Source organism: Pseudomonas sp. RW409 (assembly GCF_003184125.1).
Classification (GTDB): Bacteria; Pseudomonadota; Gammaproteobacteria; order Pseudomonadales; family Pseudomonadaceae; genus Aquipseudomonas; species Aquipseudomonas chlororaphis_I.
Genome location: NZ_QHHP01000004.1, coordinates 115,122 through 133,032, shown reverse-complemented (window position 1 = coordinate 133,032; position 17,911 = coordinate 115,122). Strand labels below are relative to the sequence as shown.

Below are 17,911 nucleotides of genomic sequence, written 5' to 3'. Positions count from 1 at the left end.
TATGAGCCGCAACTCACGTCAGCCAGGAGGTAAACCATGTCGGCCAATAAGAAGCCTGTAAGTACTCCGTTGCATTTGCTCCAACAGCTTTCGGGCAGCCTGCTCGAACACTTGGAAAACGCTTGTTCTCAAGCCTTGGCTGATGCTGAAAAACTGCTCGCCAAACTGGAAAAGCAACGCGGTAAGGCACAGGAAAAACTGCACAAATCGCGCACCAAATTGCAGGACGCCGCGGCGGCCGGCAAGGCCAAGGCACAAGCCAAAGCCAAGGACGCAGTGAAAGAACTTGAAGACCTGCTCGATGCACTCAAGGCACGTCAATCCGAAACCCGCGCCTACATTCTGCAACTCAAGCGCGACGCTCAGGAAAGCCTGAAACTGGCCCAGGGCGTCGGTCGTGTGAAAGAAGCCGCAGCCAAGGTGCTGAGCACTCGCTCCGCCAAACCGGCAGCCGCTCCAGCACAGAAAGCCGCAGCCAAGCCAGCGGCAAAAGCCCCTGCCAAAGCTGCTGCTAAAGCACCGGTAAAAGCTGCCAGCAAACCGGCCGCCAAACCTGCTGCCAAGCCAGTGGCGAAAACCGCCGCTGCCAAACCTGCAGCTGCCAAGCCAGCGGCTAAACCGGCTGCTGCAAAAGCCCCTGCGAAAGCTGCCGCCAAACCTGCTGCGAAAACAGCGGCTGCCAAACCGGCTGCAGCGAAACCCGCTGCCAAGCCAGCAGCAAAACCTGCGGCCAAACCCGCCGCCAAGCCCGCGGCTAAAACCGCAGCGGCCAAGCCTGCAGCTGCCAAGCCAGCGGCTAAACCGGTGGCGGCAAAAACTGCTGCGAAGCCGGCCGCCAAACCGGCTGCGGCAAAAGCTCCGGTGAAGGCGGCAGCTAAACCTGCAGCGAAACCCGCCGCCAAGCCCGCGGCCAAACCTGCAGCAGCCAAGCCGGCGGCTTCCACTGCCGCCAAGCCAGCAGCGGCTAAACCCGCTGCAGCAAAACCCGCCGCCAAGCCTGCGGCAAAACCCGCAGTAAAACCTGCTGCCAAGCCGGCTGCAAAACCAGCCGCGAAGAAGCCTGTCGCCGCCAAACCTGCCGCAGCCAAACCGGCCACCGCTCCAGCGGCCGCCAGGCCAGTCACCCCGGCAACCCCGGCTGCCAAGCCGGCGGCACCGGTATCTTCGCCCGCTCCAGCGGCGGCTGCTGCGCCAGTTTCGGCTCCGACTGCCGCGCCTGCCAGCACCACGCCAACCAGCGCTTCCTAAGCGCCGGTCACCGCGACGCGCAGCGCCTGCAGCGCGTCGCGGTTGAGGTTGGCGGCTTCGGCCGCCAGTCCTTCCAGCCAGTTCGTCAGATCCTGCGCTTCACCCTCCGACCATCCCCCCGCCAGCGCTTCCAGGCGCAGCAGCAGTTGCCGCTCGGCCTCCAGTTCCAATGCCTTGACCTGTTCGCGCAAGACCGCCAGTTCCGGATCCGCGCTCGCGGCCGGGCGCCATTGCGTGCGCAGCTGGCGCAGCGGCCTGACGACTTCGTCGTGCCAGGGCTGGCCCAGGCTCCGCAGCTGTTGCAGGCGCTGTGCAGTGCAGGTCACCCCGCGCGCGCCGAGCCAGGCTGCGCAGAGTAAAAGACAGACATTGGCCCCGGCCGCCTGGAGGTCCAGGCAGGCTTCTTCGACGCCTGGGCGGGCGTAGGTCTTGAGGGTGAAGCTCCACAGGTCAGAGGACATATTGCTACTCGCGCCAGTTGCGAACGAAGCTGGTAGACTCCGCCGCCATTATGATTCGACTTCAGAACCTGACTTTACAGCGTGGTCCGCAACGTCTGCTAGAAGACGCCGAGCTGACCCTGCACGCCGGCCAGAAAGCCGGCCTGATCGGTGCCAACGGCGCCGGCAAATCCAGCCTGTTCGCCTTGCTGCGTGGCGAGTTGCACCCGGATTCGGGCGACTGCTTCCTGCCCGCCGACTGGCGCATCGCCCATATGCGCCAGGAGGTCGACACCCTCGAGCGGCTGGCGGTCGACTACGTGCTCGATGGCGACCTGCGCCTGCGTCAGGTGCAGCGTGAGCTGGCCGCCGCCGAAGCGGCCCATGACGGTGCAGCCCTGGCACGCCTGCATGCCGAGCTGGACAGCGCCGACGGTTATACCGCCGACGCCCGGGCGCGCAAGTTGCTGGCCGGCCTGGGCTTCAGCAACGAGCAGATGGACCGTCAGGTCGGCGACTTCTCCGGTGGCTGGCGGATGCGCCTGAACCTGGCGCAGGCGCTGATGTGTCCGTCGGACCTGCTGCTGCTCGACGAACCGACCAACCACCTGGACCTCGATGCGATCCTCTGGCTGGAGGACTGGCTCAAGGGCTACCCCGGCACCTTGTTGCTGATTTCCCACGACCGCGATTTCCTCGATGCCGTGGTCGACCATGTGGCTCACGTCGATCAGCGCAAGATCACCCTCTATCGCGGTGGCTACAGCGCCTTCGAACGGGCCCGTGCCGAACGCCTGGCGCAACAGCAGCAAGCCTACGAGAAGCAGCAGACGCAACGTGCGCACATGGAAAAGTACATTGCGCGCTTCAAGGCCCAGGCCACCAAGGCCCGCCAGGCCCAGAGCCGGATCAAGGCCCTGGAGCGGATGGAGGAGCTGTCCGCCGCCCACGTCGACTCGCCGTTCGACTTCGTTTTCCGCGAGTCGGAAAAGATCTCCAGCCCGCTGCTCGATCTGTCCGATGCCCGCCTGGGTTATGGCGAAAAGACCGTGCTGGAGAAGGTCAAGCTGCAACTGACCCCGGGTGCGCGCATCGGTCTGCTCGGCCCCAACGGCGCCGGTAAATCGACCCTGATCAAGAACCTCTCCGGCGAGCTGTCGCCGCTGGGCGGCCGCCTGACCCGTGGCGAGAATACCGTGGTCGGCTACTTCGCCCAGCACCAGCTGGACTCGCTCGACGCCAAGGCCAGCCCGTTGCTGCATTTGCAGCGCCTGGCGCCGACCGAGCGCGAGCAGACCCTGCGCGATTTCCTCGGCGGCTTCGACTTCCGCGGCGCGCGTATCGACGAGCCGGTGCTGAACTTCTCCGGTGGCGAGAAGGCGCGCCTGGCCCTGGCCCTGATCGCCTGGGACCGCCCTAACCTGCTGCTGCTCGACGAACCGACCAACCACCTGGACCTGGAGATGCGCCTGGCCCTGACCATGGCCCTGCAAGAGTTCAGCGGCGCGGTACTGGTGGTCTCCCACGACCGTCACCTGCTGAAAAGCACCACCGACAACTTCTTCCTGGTGGCTGACGGCAAGGTCGAGGAGTTCGACGGCGACCTGGACGACTACGCACGCTGGCTGGTGGACTACCGCCAGCGCAACGCGCCGGTCAGCACGACCACGGTCAACCCGGACAAGACCGACAAGAAGGCCCAGCGCCAGGCAGCCGCGGCCCTGCGCCAGCAGCTGGCCCCGCACAAGCGCGAAGCCGACAAGATGGAAACCGAGCTGGGCAAGGTCCACGAGCGGCTGGCGAAAATCGAAGCCAGCCTTGGCGACAGCGGTGTCTACGAAGCGGCTCGCAAGGATGAATTGCGTGATCTGCTGGCCGAGCAGGCCAAGCTGAAGGTGCGCGAAGGCGAGCTGGAAGAGGCCTGGATGGAAGCCCTGGAACTGCTGGAAAGCATGCAGGCGGAACTGGAAACCTTGTCCTGATGGAAGCGTTCAAGCTGCCTGTGCCGATCACGTGGGTCGAGCCTCTGTGGGTCACCGTGCAAATCCTGCTGATCCTGCTGGCTGGCTACATCACCCAGCGTTTTGTCGCGCGCTGCCTGACCCGCCTGGGTGAACGTTATCCGTTCCCGCCGCAGCTGCTGATGCCGCTGCGCGGTGGCTTGCGCTGGCTGATCATGGGCAGTGCGCTGATCTTCGTGCTGGAGCGGCTCGGGGTGTCGGCGACGGTGCTCTGGACTGCCCTGTCCGGTTTTGTCGCGGTGGCGGCGGTGGCCTTCTTCGCCATGTGGAGCGTGCTGTCCAACCTGCTGTGCGCCATCCTGATCTTTACCGTGGGCCCGTTCCGCATCGGCGATGTGGTCGAGCTGGTGGACACCCTCGACAAGCCGGGCATCAAGGGCCGGGTGGTGGCAATCAACCTGCTGTACACCTCGCTGATCGAGGCCGAGGAAGCCGGCACCGGCGGCGTCATGGTGCAAGTGCCCAACAGCCTGTTCTTCCAGCGTTCGGTGCGCCGCTGGCGTGGCAGCGATGCGCTGTCGATAGGCTCCGGCGAGAAATAGTCCCCCTGTACCGTCTCTGTAGCCGCTGCCGAGCATCGCGAGGCTGCGATCGGCTGCGAAGCGGACGCGCTCTTGAGATCGCAGGAAGGTCCTGCGGACCTTAGCGCAGCCTTCGGCAGCGGCTACAGTCGGTCAGGGGTATCTGTCCGACAAAAATCTATGGTCATCCGCCCGCCAGCGCATTAGCTTAGGCGTCTACGACGAATTCGAGCCGAGGTGTGCGATGGTTCTTGAGACATGGCTGGCGTTTTTTGCCGCCTGCTGGGTGATCAGCCTTTCCCCGGGGGCCGGCGCGATTGCGTCGATGTCCTGCGGCCTGCAATACGGTTTCTGGCGCGGTTACTGGAACGCCCTGGGCCTGCAACTGGGCCTGGCCATGCAGATTGCGATTGTCGCGGCCGGCGTGGGGGCGATTCTCGCGGCATCCTCGACCGCCTTCTACGCGATCAAATGGTTCGGCGTGGCTTACCTGGTCTACCTCGCGGTCAAACAGTGGCGCGCGCTGCCCAGCGACCTGAGCGACGACGCCGCGATCCGGCCGATCGGCAAACCCCTGGCCCTGGTGTTCCGTGGGTTCCTGGTCAACATCAGCAACCCCAAGGCGCTGGTGTTCATGCTGGCGGTCCTGCCGCAGTTCATCGATCCCCACGCGCCGCTGGTGAAGCAGTACCTGATCCTCGGCGCGACCATGATCGCCGTCGACCTGATCGTCATGGCCGGCTACACCGGCCTGGCTTCCAAGGTCCTGCGCCTGCTGCGCACGCCGACCCAGCAACGCCGGATGAACCGCACCTTCGCCGGTCTGTTCCTCGGCGCCGCCGGCTTGCTGGCGACCATTCGCAAAGCGCCGGTCTAAGAGACTCGCCCTACAAAAAGGCGCCTATCGAGGGCGCCTTTTTTATGGCTGTGTCCCCGGGGGATCCGGGAGCATGAACCGGTCCCGGTGATGTCCGGATTTATTTCATCTTTGTTCAGGAAACCCCGGACCCCAGGTGATTCAAGGCTTTGGCCAGGCATCAGGCGCGACTGCGTCTGGGTGTCGCGCGTGACAACGCTTGAGTGAAACTCATTGGAAGTGAACAATGTGTTACTTCGTATTTCCATTTGAGATTCGTTCATGACTGCCCCCTCCCGTTTCCTGGCGTGGCTCGTGCTGCCGCTATTGGCCCTGTGCAGCGCCAACCTGCTGGCGGACACCGTAGAAGGCGCGCCCAAGGCGCTGCACCTGCTCGACTACATTGGTGCGGACTACCCACCGACGGTCGAGGCGGGCAAGGTCATTGATGACTCCGAGTACCGTGAGCAGGTCGAGTTTCTCGGCGTGTTGCAGGGGCTGGTCGCCGATTTGCCGGCCAAGCCGGAGAAGGCCGAGCTGGAGCAGGGCATCGCCAGCCTGAACGAGGCGGTCAAGGCCAAGGCGGACGGTGCCCTCGTCGCCCGCCAGGCGCGGCAGCTGGGCGCCAGGCTGGCGGTGGCCTATGAGGTCAGCCAGGCCCCGATCATCACCCCGGACCCGAGCCGTGGCGCGCCTTTGTATGTCCAGCACTGCTCAGTGTGTCACGGCGACACCGGTGCCGGCGACGGCCCGGCCGGTGTTGGCCTGACGCCGCCACCGGCCAACCTGCGGGATGCGGCGCGCACGGATCACCTGAGCCTCTACGCGATCTACAACACCCTCGGCCTGGGCGTCGAAGGCACCGACATGCCGTCGTTCGCCGATCAGCTGGACGACCGCCAGCGCTGGGACCTGGCGACCTATATCGCCGGCTTCACCGCCGACCCGGCCGCGGCGAAGGGCGACAAGAGCTACAACCTCGCCGACCTGGCCCGCCAGACCCCAAGCGAAGTAGAGGCCGCCGAAGGCCCGCAGGCCGCGGCCACCTTCCGTGCCCAGCGCGCCCAGCCACCCCAGGTCAAGCGCGGCCCGGCGCAACTGCTCGACTACACCGCCTCGACCTTGGACAAGAGCCTGGCCGCCTACCGCGCCGGTGACCGCGAACAGGCCTACGACCTGTCGGTGGCGGCGTACCTGGAAGGCTTCGAGCTGGTGGAAAGCTCCCTCGACAACGTCGACGCCAACGTGCGCAAGGACACCGAGAAAGCCCTGATGGCCTATCGTCAGGCGCTGCAGGACGGCTTGCCGGCAGAGCAGGCCGAGCAGCGTCTGGCTGCCGCCAAGGCCAAGCTGACAGAGTCGGCGGGCCTGCTGGGCAGCGACGGCCTGAGCTGGTCGCTGAGCTACATTTCCGGCCTGCTGATCCTGTTGCGCGAGGGCCTGGAAGCGATCCTGGTGCTGGCGGCGATCCTGGCCTTCCTGCGCAATACCGGCCAGCAATCGGCGGTGCGCAGCGTCAACGTCGGCTGGGCCCTGGCCTTGCTGGCCGGCCTGGCGACCTGGGCGCTGGCGGCCTATGTGATCGACGTCAGCGGCTCCCAGCGCGAGTTGCTGGAAGGCGCCACGGCCTTGTTCGCCAGTGTCATGGTGCTGTGGCTCGGCGTGTGGATGCACGACCGTCGGCACGCGGCGGCCTGGCAGGACTACATCAAGAGCAGCCTGGTGGGCGGTGGAGGCCGGTTCGGCTTTGCGGTGCTGGCGTTCTTCTCGGTCTATCGCGAGCTGTTCGAAGTGATCCTGTTCTACGAAACCCTGTGGCTGCAGGCCGGCCCGGCGGGCCACAACGCGGTGCTGGCCGGCGGCGCCACGGCGCTGGTGCTGCTGTTCGGCCTGGCCTGGGTGATCCTGCGCGGTTCGGCCAAGCTGCCGCTGGCCCTGTTCTTCGGCATCAACGCGGCATTGCTGTGCGCCTTGTCGGTGGTGTTTGCCGGGCATGGCGTCAAGGCGCTGCAGGAGGCCGGAGTCTTCGGTACGCGGCCGGTGGCGTTCTTCGACTTCGACTGGCTGGGCATTCACGCCGATGCCTACTCGCTGACGGCACAGGCGGTGGCGATCGTGGCGATCATTGTGCTCTACAGTCGCAGCCGCATTGCCGAGAAACGGCGGCCCCAGGTTTCCTGAGGCATCCGTTTCGCTCATTATCGCGGGCAAGCCGCGCGCCCACAGTTCATCGAGATCTGTAGGCGCGCGGCTTGCCCGCGATGTTTTCAGAGGAATAACGCAATGCGTGTGTGGATCGATGCCGACGCCTGCCCCAAGGCGGCGAAGGACCAGGTGGTGAGGTTTGCCCTCAAGCGTCAGTTCGAGTTGGTGCTAGTGGCGGGGCAGCCGCAGATCAAGCCGGCCTTTGCCTGCGTCAAGCTGATCGTGGTGCCCAGCGGCCCGGATGCGGCCGACGACTACCTGGTGGAACACGCAGTGCCGGGCGAACTGGTGATCTGCAGCGACGTGCCCCTGGCCGACCGCCTGGTGAAGAAAGGCGTCGCCGCCCTCGACCCGCGGGGCAAGGAATTCGATGCGCAGAACATGGGTGAGCGGCTGGCGGTGCGTAACCTGTTTACCGATCTGCGCGAGCAGGGGCAGGTCGGTGGTGGGCCAGGCGCTTATGGGGACCGCGAGAAGCAGGCCTTCGCCAATGCCCTGGACCGCATCCTGACGCGGTTGGCGCGCCAGGCCTGACGATTCCCGCGAGGCGAGGGCGCTTGCCGGCTCGCCACGGTTTTTGGATTACTCGTCGTTTTCGTGGGTCAGTTCCAGCACCCGATCCACCAGCTTATTGATCCCGGCCGCCGCTTCGCTGATGGACTGCGCGAGCATGTAGGCCGGGGTGCTGACCAGCTTGCGTGCCTTGTCCTCGATGATGTCGCCGACGGCGCACTCTGTGTGGGTCGCACCCATCTTGCTGACGGCGGCTGCGGTATCGGCGTCGTTGCCGATGGTGCAGGTGACGCCCGGGCCGTAGATCTTCGCCGCCAAGGCCGGCGAGATGCAGATCAGGCCCACCGGCTTGCCGGCTTCGGCGAAGGCTTCGGTCAGCGCCAGGACATCCGGCTGGACCGTGCAACCGGCCCCTTCCACAGCGAAGTTGGAGAGGTTTTTCGCCGCGCCGAAGCCGCCGGGCACGATCAGTGCGTCGAAGTCTTCGGCGTCGGCCTCACGAATGTCTTTCACCTGGCCACGGGCGATGCGCGCCGATTCCACCAGGACATTGCGCGACTCGGGCATCTCTGCGCCGGTCAGGTGGTTGATCACATGCAACTGGGCGATGTTCGGGGCGAAGCACTGCACCTGGGCGCCGCGCTGGTCCAGGCGCAGCAGGGTGATGACGCTTTCATGGATCTCGGCACCGTCGTAGACGCCACAGCCGGAAAGGATCACTGCAACTTTTTTGCTCATGGTTTTTTCTCCAGATTCATGGCGTTAAATGTCCACTAATTTGTCGCCCGTTGCCATAGGGTTATCCCGCCGCCCGACCTAATCTTCGATCAGGATTCCGATCAGGTCGTGTCATGAATTTCATTCTTTATGCGGTGCCGTTCTTCTTTGTGCTGATCGCCCTCGAGCTGCTGGTCGACCGCTGGCGGGGGGTGAACAACTATCGGGTCGCGGACGCCATCAACAGTCTCAGCACCGGGGCCTTGTCGACCACCACCGGGCTGTTGACCAAGGGGGTCGGCCTGGTGACCTACGCCTTTGCCCTGGAACACCTGGGGCTCTTCAGCCTGTCGGCCGAGAGCGCCTGGGTCTGGGTGTTCGCCTTTGTCCTCTACGACTTCTGCTACTACTGGCTGCACCGCATGGGCCATGAGCGCAACATTCTCTGGGCGGCGCATTCGGTGCATCACCAGAGCGAGGACTACAACCTCTCCACGGCATTGCGCCAGACCAGCACCGGCTTCCTGCTGAGCTGGATCTTCTACCTGCCGATGGCCGTGCTGGGGGTGCCGCTGCTGGTGTTTGTCAGCGTGGGGGCGTTGAACCTGCTGTATCAGTTCTGGGTGCACACCCGGCACATTCCCAAGCTCGGCTGGTTCGAATGGTTTTTCGTCTCGCCGTCCAATCATCGGGCCCACCATGCACAGAACGCTCTCTACATGGATCGCAACTACGGCGGCGTGTTCATTATTTGGGATCGGCTGTTCGGCACCTTCCAGGAAGAAGACGACAACGAACCAGTGATCTTCGGCGTGACCACGCCCCTGGCCAGCTGGAACCCGGTGTGGGCCAACCTGCAGTTCTATGCCCAGTTGCTCGACGATGCGCGGCGTGCCGAGCGCTTGTGGGACAAGCTGCGGATCTGGTTCATGCGTACCGGCTGGCGCCCGGCGGATGTGGCGGCCCAGTACCCGCTGCGCAAGCCGGACCTGAGCCAGTTCCGCAAGTTCGAGGTGCCGCTGGATGCCCGGCAGCAGGCTTATGTGGTGTTGCAGTTCGCGGTGTACGCCGCCTTTGGCAGCTACCTGATGAACCTGGGCGACAGCCTGCCGGTCGCGGCCCTGGTGCTGGGCTGGAGCGCCATGGCCTTCGGTCTGTTCGTGCTGGGGGTGGCGCTGGAGAATCGCCCGTGGGCGCTGAAGATGGAGTTGCTGCGGCTGGCGTCGAACCTGCCGCTGGTGTGGCTGGCGCCCCTGGTCGGGCTGTGGCCGGCCAGCGCCTTGGGCTGGGTCGGCCTGATCAGTTACAGCCTGCTCAGTGGCATTGCGCTTTACTGCTGTCGGGGGCGCCTTACTCGACTGGCGTCTTAGACTTGCAGCAATCGTTCTGCTCGTTCTGTTTGACCTGTTCGGCTTCGTAGATCGCCTTGGCCAACCGCGCATTCTTGAAGCGGCGGCGCAGCCACAGGGCAAAGCCCAGGACCAGCAAGGCGCCGAGCACCCACAGTTCGTATTTCTTGATGCTGCCCAGCATGCCTTCGAGCACGGCGCCGAAGTGATAGGCCGCGGCGGCCAGGGCGGCGGCCCAGATCGCCGCGCCAATGCCGTTGAGCAACAGATAACGTCCCGGCGGATACCCCGACAGGCCGATGGCCACCGGCATCACGGTGCGCAGGCCGTAGACGAAGCGGAAGCTCAGCACCCAGATGTCCGGATGCTTGCGGATATGCTCCAGCGCCCGATCGCCCATCAATTGCCAGCGCGGCTTGCGCGCCAGGAGCTTGCGCCCGTGCTTGCGTCCCAGGAAGTACCACAGCTGGTCGCCGGCATAGCTGCCGAAGAAGGCCACGACCACCACCAGGTTGATATCCATGTATCCGCGAAACGCGAGAAAGCCGGCCAGAACCAGGATGGTCTCGCCTTCGAAGAATGTGCCGAGAAAGAGGGCGAAGTAGCCGAATTCCTGAAGAAATTGTTGGAGCATTGTCTGGATGCTGGCGAAATGAACGCGCAGCCTAACCCTTCGAGCCCATGGAGGAAAGTATCCAAATGTGTCTCGACGTGAACAAATGCTGGCTGGACAATAGCTGCGACTACCGGTCACAGGGTTAAGCACAACTGTCATCCGTTCGTCATAATGGGCGCTTATAACTGTCACGCTCGCCCGCCTGCGCGGGCTCAGGAGTCTGTCGTGAGCTTTACCCCAGCCAACCGTTTGTTTCCTGCCACCCGCCTGCGTCGCAATCGTCGTGATGATTTTTCTCGTCGTCTGGTTCGTGAAAACGTCCTGACCACCGACGACCTGATCCTGCCGGTATTCGTGCTCGACGGTGAGAATCGCCGGGAAGCGGTGGCGTCGATGCCGGGCGTCGAACGCCTGACCATCGACCTGTTGCTGGAGGAAGCGGCGCAGTGGGTCGAGCTGGGGATTCCCGCGCTGGCGTTGTTCCCGGTGACCCCGGCGCAGCTCAAGTCGCTGGACGCCGCCGAAGCCTGGAACCCGAACGGCATTGCCCAGCGCGCCACCCGCGCGCTGCGTGAACGTTTCCCTGAGCTGGGGGTGATCACCGACGTGGCGCTCGACCCGTTCACCACTCACGGCCAGGACGGCATCCTCGACGAAGAAGGCTATGTGCAGAACGACATCACCGTCGATGCGCTGGTCAAGCAAGCCCTGTCCCATGCCGAAGCCGGCGCCCAGGTGGTCGCGCCTTCGGACATGATGGACGGTCGCATCCAGGCGATCCGCGAAGCCCTGGAGCTGGCCGGGCACGTCAACGTGCGGATCATGGCCTATTCGGCCAAGTACGCCAGCGCCTATTACGGCCCGTTCCGCGACGCGGTCGGTTCGGCGCTGAACCTGGGCAAGGCCAACAAGGCCTCTTACCAGATGGACCCGGCCAACAGCCACGAAGCCCTGCATGAAGTGGCCGCCGACCTCGCCGAAGGCGCAGACATGGTCATGGTCAAGCCGGGCATGCCGTACTTGGACATCCTTTTGCGGGTCAAGGATGAATTCAAGGTGCCGACCTTTGTCTATCAGGTCAGCGGCGAATACGCCATGCACATGGCGGCGATCCAGAATGGCTGGTTGAGCGAAGGGGTTATCCTCGAGTCCTTGACCGCCTTTAAACGCGCGGGTGCCGATGGCATCCTGACTTACTTTGCCGTTCGTGCTGCTCAATTGTTACGAGAGCAAAAATAGCCCTCCCAGGAACACGCGATGAATACCGAAGGACTCACTGAAGTTGCCGTAAAAGAAGCTCAACCCGTGGTCGAGCAGGTTGTTGAAACACCACCGGAGCTGGAAGCCCCGCCGGTGCAAGCGGACGCGCCGCATGTGGCGATGCCGACCCTGGTCATCCCGAGCCTGGATGACAGCAGCCTGTATATCCATCGCGAGCTGTCGCAACTGCAGTTCAACATCCGCGTGCTGGAACAGGCGCTGGACGAGTCCTACCCGTTGCTGGAGCGCCTGAAGTTCCTGCTGATCTTCTCCAGCAACCTGGACGAGTTCTTCGAGATCCGCGTCGCCGGCCTGAAGAAGCAGATCACCTTCGCCCGTGAACAGGCCGGTGCCGATGGCCTGCAACCGCACCAGGCCCTGGCGCGCATCAGCGACCTGGTGCACGGTCACGTCGACCGCCAGTACGCGATCCTCAACGACATTCTGTTGCCGGAGCTGGAGAAACATCAGGTCCGCTTCATCCGTCGCCGTTACTGGACCACCAAGCTCAAGACATGGGTCCGTCGTTACTTCCGCGACGAGATCGCGCCGATCATCACCCCGATCGGCCTCGACCCGACCCACCCGTTCCCGCTGCTGGTGAACAAGAGCCTGAACTTCATCGTCGAACTCGAAGGGATCGACGCCTTCGGCCGCGATTCCGGCCTGGCGATCATCCCGGCGCCGCGCCTGCTGCCGCGGATCATCAAGGTGCCGGAAGAAGTCGGCGGCCCTGGCGACAACTATGTATTCCTCTCGTCGATGATCCACGCCCACGCCGATGACCTGTTCCAGGGCATGAAGGTAAAGGGCTGCTATCAGTTCCGCCTGACCCGCAACGCCGACCTGGCGGTGGACACCGAGGACGTCGAAGACCTGGCCCGCGCCCTGCGCGGCGAGCTGTTCTCCCGTCGTTACGGCGATGCGGTGCGTCTGGAAGTGGCCGACACCTGCCCGAAACATCTGTCCGACTACCTGCTCAAGCAGTTCAACCTGAGCGAGACCGAGCTGTACCAGGTCAACGGTCCGGTGAACCTGACGCGCCTGTTCAGCATCACCGGCCTGGACAGCCATCCGGAGCTGCAATACACGCCGTTCACCCCGCAGATTCCCAAGCTGCTGCAGAACAGCGAGAACATCTTCAGCGTGATCAGCAAGCAGGACATCCTGCTGCTGCACCCGTTCGAGTCCTTCACTCCGGTGGTCGACCTGCTGCGCCAGGCGGCCAAGGATCCGCACGTGCTGGCGGTGCGCCAGACCCTGTACCGCAGCGGCGCCAACTCGGAGATCGTCGATGCGTTGGTGGACGCGGCGCGTAACGGCAAGGAAGTCACCGCGGTGATCGAGCTGCGCGCGCGTTTCGACGAAGAGTCCAACCTGCAACTGGCCAGCCGCCTGCAAGCGGCCGGCGCGGTGGTGATCTACGGTGTGGTCGGCTTCAAGACCCACGCCAAGATGATGCTGATCCTGCGTCGCGAATCCGGTGAGATCGTGCGCTACGCCCACCTGGGCACCGGCAACTACCACGCCGGCAACGCCCGCCTGTACACCGACTACAGTCTGCTGACGTCCGACGATGCCTTGTGCGAAGACGTCGGCAAGCTCTTCAGCCAGTTGATCGGCATGGGCAAGACCCTGCGCATGAAGAAGCTGCTGCATGCGCCCTTCACCCTGAAGAAGGGCATGCTCGACATGATCGCCCGGGAGACCCAGTTCGCCCTGGACGGCAAGCCGGCGCACATCATCGCCAAGTTCAACTCGCTGACCGATCCGAAGATCATCCGCGCGCTGTACAAGGCCAGCCAGTCGGGCGTGCGCATCGATCTGGTGGTGCGGGGCATGTGCTGCCTGCGTCCGGGGATCGCCGGCGTGTCGCACAACATCCATGTGCGTTCGATCATCGGTCGCTTCCTGGAGCACACCCGGGTGTTCTATTTCCTCAATGGCGGCGAGGAGCAGATGTTCCTGTCCAGCGCCGACTGGATGGAGCGCAACCTCGACAAGCGTGTCGAGACCTGCTTCCCGGTCGAGGGCAAGAAGCTGATCCTGCGGGTCAAGAAGGAGCTGGAAAGTTATCTCACCGATAACACCCACAGCTGGAGCCTGCAGTCGGACGGCCGCTACATCCGCAACACGCCGACCGGCAACCAGAACCCGCGCAGCGCCCAGGCCACATTGCTGGAGCGCCTGAGCAACCCGGTGCTGGCGGTGCGCTGAGCACCTCAGGTGCCGCCAACAAAAAGGCCAGCCCGAACATCGGGCTGGCCTTTTTGTTGTTATATCGCTTGGCTGGGGATTGTAGGAGCCGGCTTGCCGGCGAGGCGTCCTCAAGGCTGATGCAGGGCTCGAGGGCCTCTTCGCCGGCAAGCCGGCTCCTACGCAGAGATCAGTGCACGTTGAGGGTGATGCCGACCCGGGTCAGCCATTCCGCTTCCAGGGCGAAGTCGGCCTGGGTCAGCTGGTTCTCGTCCAGCCAGTTTGCCGGGAACATCACCTCCAGGCTGTCGCCGGCGGCGTGCAGCTTTACCTGGGGCATTTCCTGGGTGCCGCGGATGTGGTGGAACAGGATGGCGAAACGCAGCAGCACGCACAGGCGAATCAGCTTGCTGCCTTCCTCGCCGAATTCGGCGAACTTGTCCTTGGGAATGTTGCGGCGGTGGCCGCGTACCAGTAGCGCGAGCATTTGCTGGTCTTCGCGGGAGAAGCCGGCAAGGTCCGAGTGCTCGATCAGGTAGGCGCCATGCTTGTGGTAATGGTAGTGGGCGATGTCCAGGCCCACTTCATGGACCTTGGCGGCCCAGCCCAACAGTTCGCGCCAGACGCCGTCCTCCAGGTCCCAGTCCTCGGCCACCTGGTCGAAGGCGTGGAGCGCCTTGCGCTCGACCCGGGCAGCCTGTTCCAGGTCGACATGATAGCGCTCCATCAGCGAGCCAAGGGTGCGCTCGCGCACGTCTTCGTGGTGATGACGGCCCAGCAGGTCGTAGAGCACGCCTTCGCGCAGGGCGCCTTCGCAATGGTCCATGCGCTGCAGTTCGAGGGCGTCGAAGATGGCTTCGAGAATCGCCAGGCCGGCCGGGAAGATCGCCCGGCGATCCGGCTTGATGCCTTCGAAGTCGATTTTCTCCACGTCGCCCAGCTTGAACAGCCGGCGCTTGAGCCAGGCCAGGCCTTCGGCGTTGACTTCACCGCTGCCGTGGCCGCCGGCCTTGAGCGCCAGGCCGATGGCGCGGATGGTGCCCGAGGAGCCGATGGCTTCATCCCAGGTCAGGCGATGCAGGGCGTGTTCGATGCTCATGATTTCCAGGCGCGCCGCAGTGTAGGCCTGGGCGTAGCGCGCCGGGGTGATCTTGCCGTCGCGGAAATAGCGCTGGGTGAAGCTGACACAGCCCATTTGCAGGCTTTCGCGCAGCAGCGGCTCGAAGCGCTGGCCGATGATGAATTCGGTACTGCCGCCGCCGATGTCGGCGACCAGGCGTTTGCCCGGGGTGTCGGCGAGGGTATGGGACACGCCCAGGTAGATGAGGCGGGCTTCTTCACGACCGGAGATGACTTCCACCGGGTGGCCGAGGATCTCCTCGGCGCGGCGGATGAATTCGCCGCGGTTGCGGGCTTCGCGCAGAGCGTTGGTGCCGACGATGCGCACCGCGCCCAGGGGCATGCCGTTGATCAGTTGGGCGAAGCGCTTCAGGCAATCGAGCCCGCGCTGCATGGATTCTTCGTTGAGTTGACGGTCTTCGTCGATCCCGGCGGCCAACTGCACCTTTTCACCGAGCCGCTCGAGAATGCGGATTTCATTATGGTGAGCCTTGGCCACGACCATGTGAAAGCTGTTGGAGCCCAGGTCGATGGCGGCGATCAGGGACAGATTCTTGGCTTGGGTTTGCGGCATGGTTTGGGGGTCTCGGTCGATAACCTTGCCATCCTGCCACGATCAATCGCTCGCGCCAACGCGCAGTGTCCAATGCGTTGATTCAACGCATGAATCCTTGCACCACAGCTCCTGTAGCCGCTGCCGCAGGCTGCGACCGACTGCGCAGCAGGCGTTGTTCTTGAGGGCCCAGGAAGGCCCTGCGGGCCTTATCGCAGCCTGCGGCAGCGGCTCCAGTCAGCATCAAGCGCTTTCGTTGGTCCCGATGAAGTTCGCCAGCTCCGGCGTCTGCGGGTTGGCGAACAGCACTTTCGGGTCGCCCACTTCATGCACCTTGCCCTGGTGCATGAACACCAGCTTGTCGCCCACTTCCCGGGCAAAACGCATCTCGTGGGTCACCATGATCAGGGTCATGCCGTCCTTGGCCAGCTGGCGCACCACGCTCAGGACTTCGTTGACCAGTTCCGGGTCGAGGGCCGAGGTGATCTCGTCGCACAGCAGCACCTTGGGCGACATGGCCAGGGCCCGGGCAATCGCTACCCGCTGCTGCTGGCCGCCGGACAAACGGTCGGGGAAGGCGTCGAACTTCTCCTCCAGGCCGACCCGTTTCAGCATCTCGCGCGCCAGTTCGGCGGCCTTGGCCTTGGGCACCTTTTGCACCACTTGCGGCGCGAGCATGACGTTCTCGCCGACGGTCAGGTGTGGGAACAGGTTGAACTGCTGGAACACCATGCCGACCTTCTGCCGCAGGCTGCGCAGGTCGGCGCGGGCGGCGTCGAGGTATTCGCCGTCGACTTCGATGACCCCGTCGTTGATCGACTCCAGGCCGTTGAGGGTGCGCAGCAAAGTGCTCTTGCCCGAGCCGCTGCGGCCGATGATCGCCACCACCTGGCCTTCCTCGATACTGAGGTCGATGCCCTTGAGCACATGATGGTCGCCGTAATATTTATGCAGGGCGGAAATTCTAAGCAGAGGCATGCAGTCTCCTTTCCAGGTAGCGCGCACTGAGGGACAGGGGGTAGCACAGCAAGAAGTAACCGAGCGCCACCAGGCCGTAGACCATGAAGGGCTCGAAGGTGGCGTTGGCGAGCATGCCGCCGGTCTTGGTCAGCTCGGTGAAGCCGATGATCGAGGTCACCGCGGTGCCTTTGACCACCTGCACCGAAAAGCCCACGGTGGGCGCCACGGCGATCCGCAGAGCTTGTGGCAGGATCACATGGCGCAGCTGTTCATAAGGGTTGAGCGCCAGGCTGGAGGAGGCTTCCCACTGGCCGTTGGGGATCGAGTCGACGCAGCCGCGCCAGATCTCCGCCAGGTAGGCGCTGGTGAACAGCGTCAGGGCGATGGCCGCCGCCAGCCAGGGCGAGATATCCACACCCAGCAGGGCGATGCCGAAGAACACCAGGAACAGCTGCATCAACAGCGGCGTGCCCTGGAACAGCTCGATGTACAGGCGGGCGAAATGGCTGGGGAAAGCCTTCTTGGAAATGCGCAGGGTCATGATCAGCAAGCCGATCAACCCGCCGCCGATAAAGGCCACCAGCGACAGCAGCAGGGTCCATTGCAGGCCGGTCAGCAGGTTGCGCACGATGTCCCAGAAGCTGAAATCACTCATTGGCTGCTCCTCGCGATATAGCGGCGCCCGACCCAGTTCAGCAACTGCCGGATCAGCAGGGCCATGCACAGGTAGATCAGCGTGGTCAGGGCGTAGGTTTCAAAGGCGCGGAAGTTGCGCGACTGAATGAAGTTGGCGGCGAAGCTCAGCTCCTCGGTAGCGATCTGCGAACACACCGCCGAACCGAGCATGACGATGATGATCTGGCTGCTCAGGGCCGGCCACACCTTGCCCAGCGCCGGCAGCAACACCACGTGGCGGAAGGCTTCCAGGCGGGTCATGGCCAGGGCCGCCGCGGCTTCCAGCTGGCCGCGGGGGATGGCCTGGATGCCGGCGCGGATGATTTCCGTGGAGTAGGCGCCCAGGTTGATCACCATTGCCAGCACTGCCGCCTGCCACTCGGAGATCTGCAGCCCCAGGGACGGCAGGCCAAAGAAGATGAAGAACAGCTGCACCAGGAACGGGGTGTTGCGGATCAGCTCGACGTAGACGCCGAAGAGGGCCGAGAAGGGCTGGATCTTCCAGGCCCGCACCACCGCGCCGACGATGCCCAGGCCGACCCCGAGCAGCGCGCCGATGGCGGTCAGCTCAAGGGTGAACAGGGCGCCGCGCAGCAGCAGGCCGGTGTTTTCCAGCACCGGTAGAAAGTCGAACTGATAAGCCATGGATAACCTCCGCGACC

Annotated in this window: 16 protein-coding genes; 9 read left to right on the top strand and 7 right to left on the bottom strand. The window is 64.2% G+C overall.

Annotated features, from left to right (window positions below; translation table 11 throughout):
* Positions 1-36 precede the first annotated feature (36 nt).
* Positions 37-1,248 carry an AlgP family protein gene (locus DK261_RS03145; RefSeq protein WP_009051431.1) on the top strand — a complete coding sequence of 404 codons (1,212 nt, stop codon included), beginning with the start codon at positions 37-39 and terminating at the stop codon, positions 1,246-1,248.
* Here DK261_RS03145 and DK261_RS03140 read toward each other — a convergent pair.
* Positions 1,245-1,709 (bottom strand): TIGR02444 family protein, encoded by a 465-nt coding sequence (locus tag DK261_RS03140; RefSeq protein ID WP_053270167.1) that lies wholly within the window; start codon positions 1,707-1,709, stop codon positions 1,245-1,247. The genes DK261_RS03145 and DK261_RS03140 overlap by 4 nt on opposite strands.
* Before the next feature lie 50 nt (positions 1,710-1,759).
* Here DK261_RS03140 and DK261_RS03135 point away from each other — a divergent pair, with 50 nt between their 5' ends.
* The 5 genes from DK261_RS03135 (at position 1,760) to DK261_RS03115 (ending at position 7,825) form a co-directional block, all read left to right on the top strand.
* Positions 1,760-3,670 carry an ATP-binding cassette domain-containing protein gene (locus DK261_RS03135; protein WP_110175274.1) on the top strand — a complete coding sequence of 637 codons (1,911 nt, stop codon included), beginning with the start codon at positions 1,760-1,762 and terminating at the stop codon, positions 3,668-3,670.
* A complete protein-coding gene (locus tag DK261_RS03130; RefSeq protein WP_009046137.1) occupies positions 3,670-4,251 on the top strand; it encodes a mechanosensitive ion channel family protein in 582 nt (193 codons plus the stop codon). The genes DK261_RS03135 and DK261_RS03130 overlap by 1 nt, the downstream gene beginning before the upstream one ends.
* A gap of 223 nt (positions 4,252-4,474) precedes the next feature.
* Positions 4,475-5,107, top strand: a complete 633-nt coding sequence (locus DK261_RS03125; protein ID WP_007926706.1) for a LysE family transporter — start codon at positions 4,475-4,477, stop codon at positions 5,105-5,107.
* A gap of 261 nt (positions 5,108-5,368) precedes the next feature.
* Positions 5,369-7,267, top strand: a complete 1,899-nt coding sequence (locus DK261_RS03120) for an FTR1 family protein (protein WP_009051428.1) — start codon at positions 5,369-5,371, stop codon at positions 7,265-7,267.
* A 102-nt stretch (positions 7,268-7,369) separates the two neighbouring features.
* Complete coding sequence (locus DK261_RS03115; RefSeq protein WP_016703198.1) at positions 7,370-7,825, top strand: YaiI/YqxD family protein; 456 nt, start codon at positions 7,370-7,372, stop codon at positions 7,823-7,825.
* 48 nt (positions 7,826-7,873) lie between these two features.
* Here DK261_RS03115 and elbB read toward each other — a convergent pair whose 3' ends face one another.
* Complete coding sequence (elbB, locus tag DK261_RS03110; RefSeq protein WP_101283906.1) at positions 7,874-8,542, bottom strand: isoprenoid biosynthesis glyoxalase ElbB; 669 nt, start codon at positions 8,540-8,542, stop codon at positions 7,874-7,876.
* A 113-nt stretch (positions 8,543-8,655) separates the two neighbouring features.
* Between elbB and DK261_RS03105 the strand changes: the two genes are divergently transcribed.
* Positions 8,656-9,891, top strand: coding sequence for a sterol desaturase family protein (locus DK261_RS03105; RefSeq protein WP_110175273.1), 1,236 nt, complete (start codon positions 8,656-8,658; stop codon positions 9,889-9,891).
* On the opposite strand, the gene DK261_RS03100 is transcribed toward DK261_RS03105, so the two are convergent.
* Positions 9,872-10,504 (bottom strand): DedA family protein, encoded by a 633-nt coding sequence (locus tag DK261_RS03100; RefSeq protein ID WP_009051424.1) that lies wholly within the window; start codon positions 10,502-10,504, stop codon positions 9,872-9,874. The genes DK261_RS03105 and DK261_RS03100 overlap by 20 nt on opposite strands.
* A gap of 207 nt (positions 10,505-10,711) precedes the next feature.
* On the opposite strand from DK261_RS03100, the gene hemB reads away from it, so the two are divergent.
* Positions 10,712-11,725 (top strand): porphobilinogen synthase, encoded by a 1,014-nt coding sequence (gene hemB, locus DK261_RS03095; RefSeq protein WP_110175272.1) that lies wholly within the window; start codon positions 10,712-10,714, stop codon positions 11,723-11,725.
* 18 nt (positions 11,726-11,743) lie between these two features.
* The gene (gene ppk1 / locus DK261_RS03090) at positions 11,744-13,963 is read left to right on the top strand and encodes a polyphosphate kinase 1 (RefSeq protein ID WP_009051422.1); all 2,220 of its coding nucleotides are present in this window, start codon (positions 11,744-11,746) and stop codon (positions 13,961-13,963) included.
* Positions 13,964-14,132: 169 nt separating this feature from the next.
* Here the strand turns inward: ppk1 and ppx are convergent, their stop codons facing one another.
* The 4 genes from ppx to DK261_RS03070 all read right to left on the bottom strand — a co-directional run bounded on the left by ppx (position 14,133) and on the right by DK261_RS03070 (position 17,894).
* Complete coding sequence (ppx, locus tag DK261_RS03085; RefSeq protein ID WP_009051421.1) at positions 14,133-15,635, bottom strand: exopolyphosphatase; 1,503 nt, start codon at positions 15,633-15,635, stop codon at positions 14,133-14,135.
* Between the two features lie 222 nt (positions 15,636-15,857).
* A complete protein-coding gene (locus DK261_RS03080) occupies positions 15,858-16,592 on the bottom strand; it encodes an amino acid ABC transporter ATP-binding protein (protein WP_009051420.1) in 735 nt (244 codons plus the stop codon).
* Positions 16,579-17,229 (bottom strand): amino acid ABC transporter permease, encoded by a 651-nt coding sequence (locus DK261_RS03075; RefSeq protein ID WP_101283902.1) that lies wholly within the window; start codon positions 17,227-17,229, stop codon positions 16,579-16,581. Before DK261_RS03075 ends, DK261_RS03080 begins: the two co-directional genes overlap by 14 nt.
* A complete protein-coding gene (locus DK261_RS03070; RefSeq protein ID WP_007926722.1) occupies positions 17,226-17,894 on the bottom strand; it encodes an amino acid ABC transporter permease in 669 nt (222 codons plus the stop codon). The genes DK261_RS03075 and DK261_RS03070 overlap by 4 nt, the downstream gene beginning before the upstream one ends.
* Positions 17,895-17,911 lie beyond the last annotated feature (17 nt).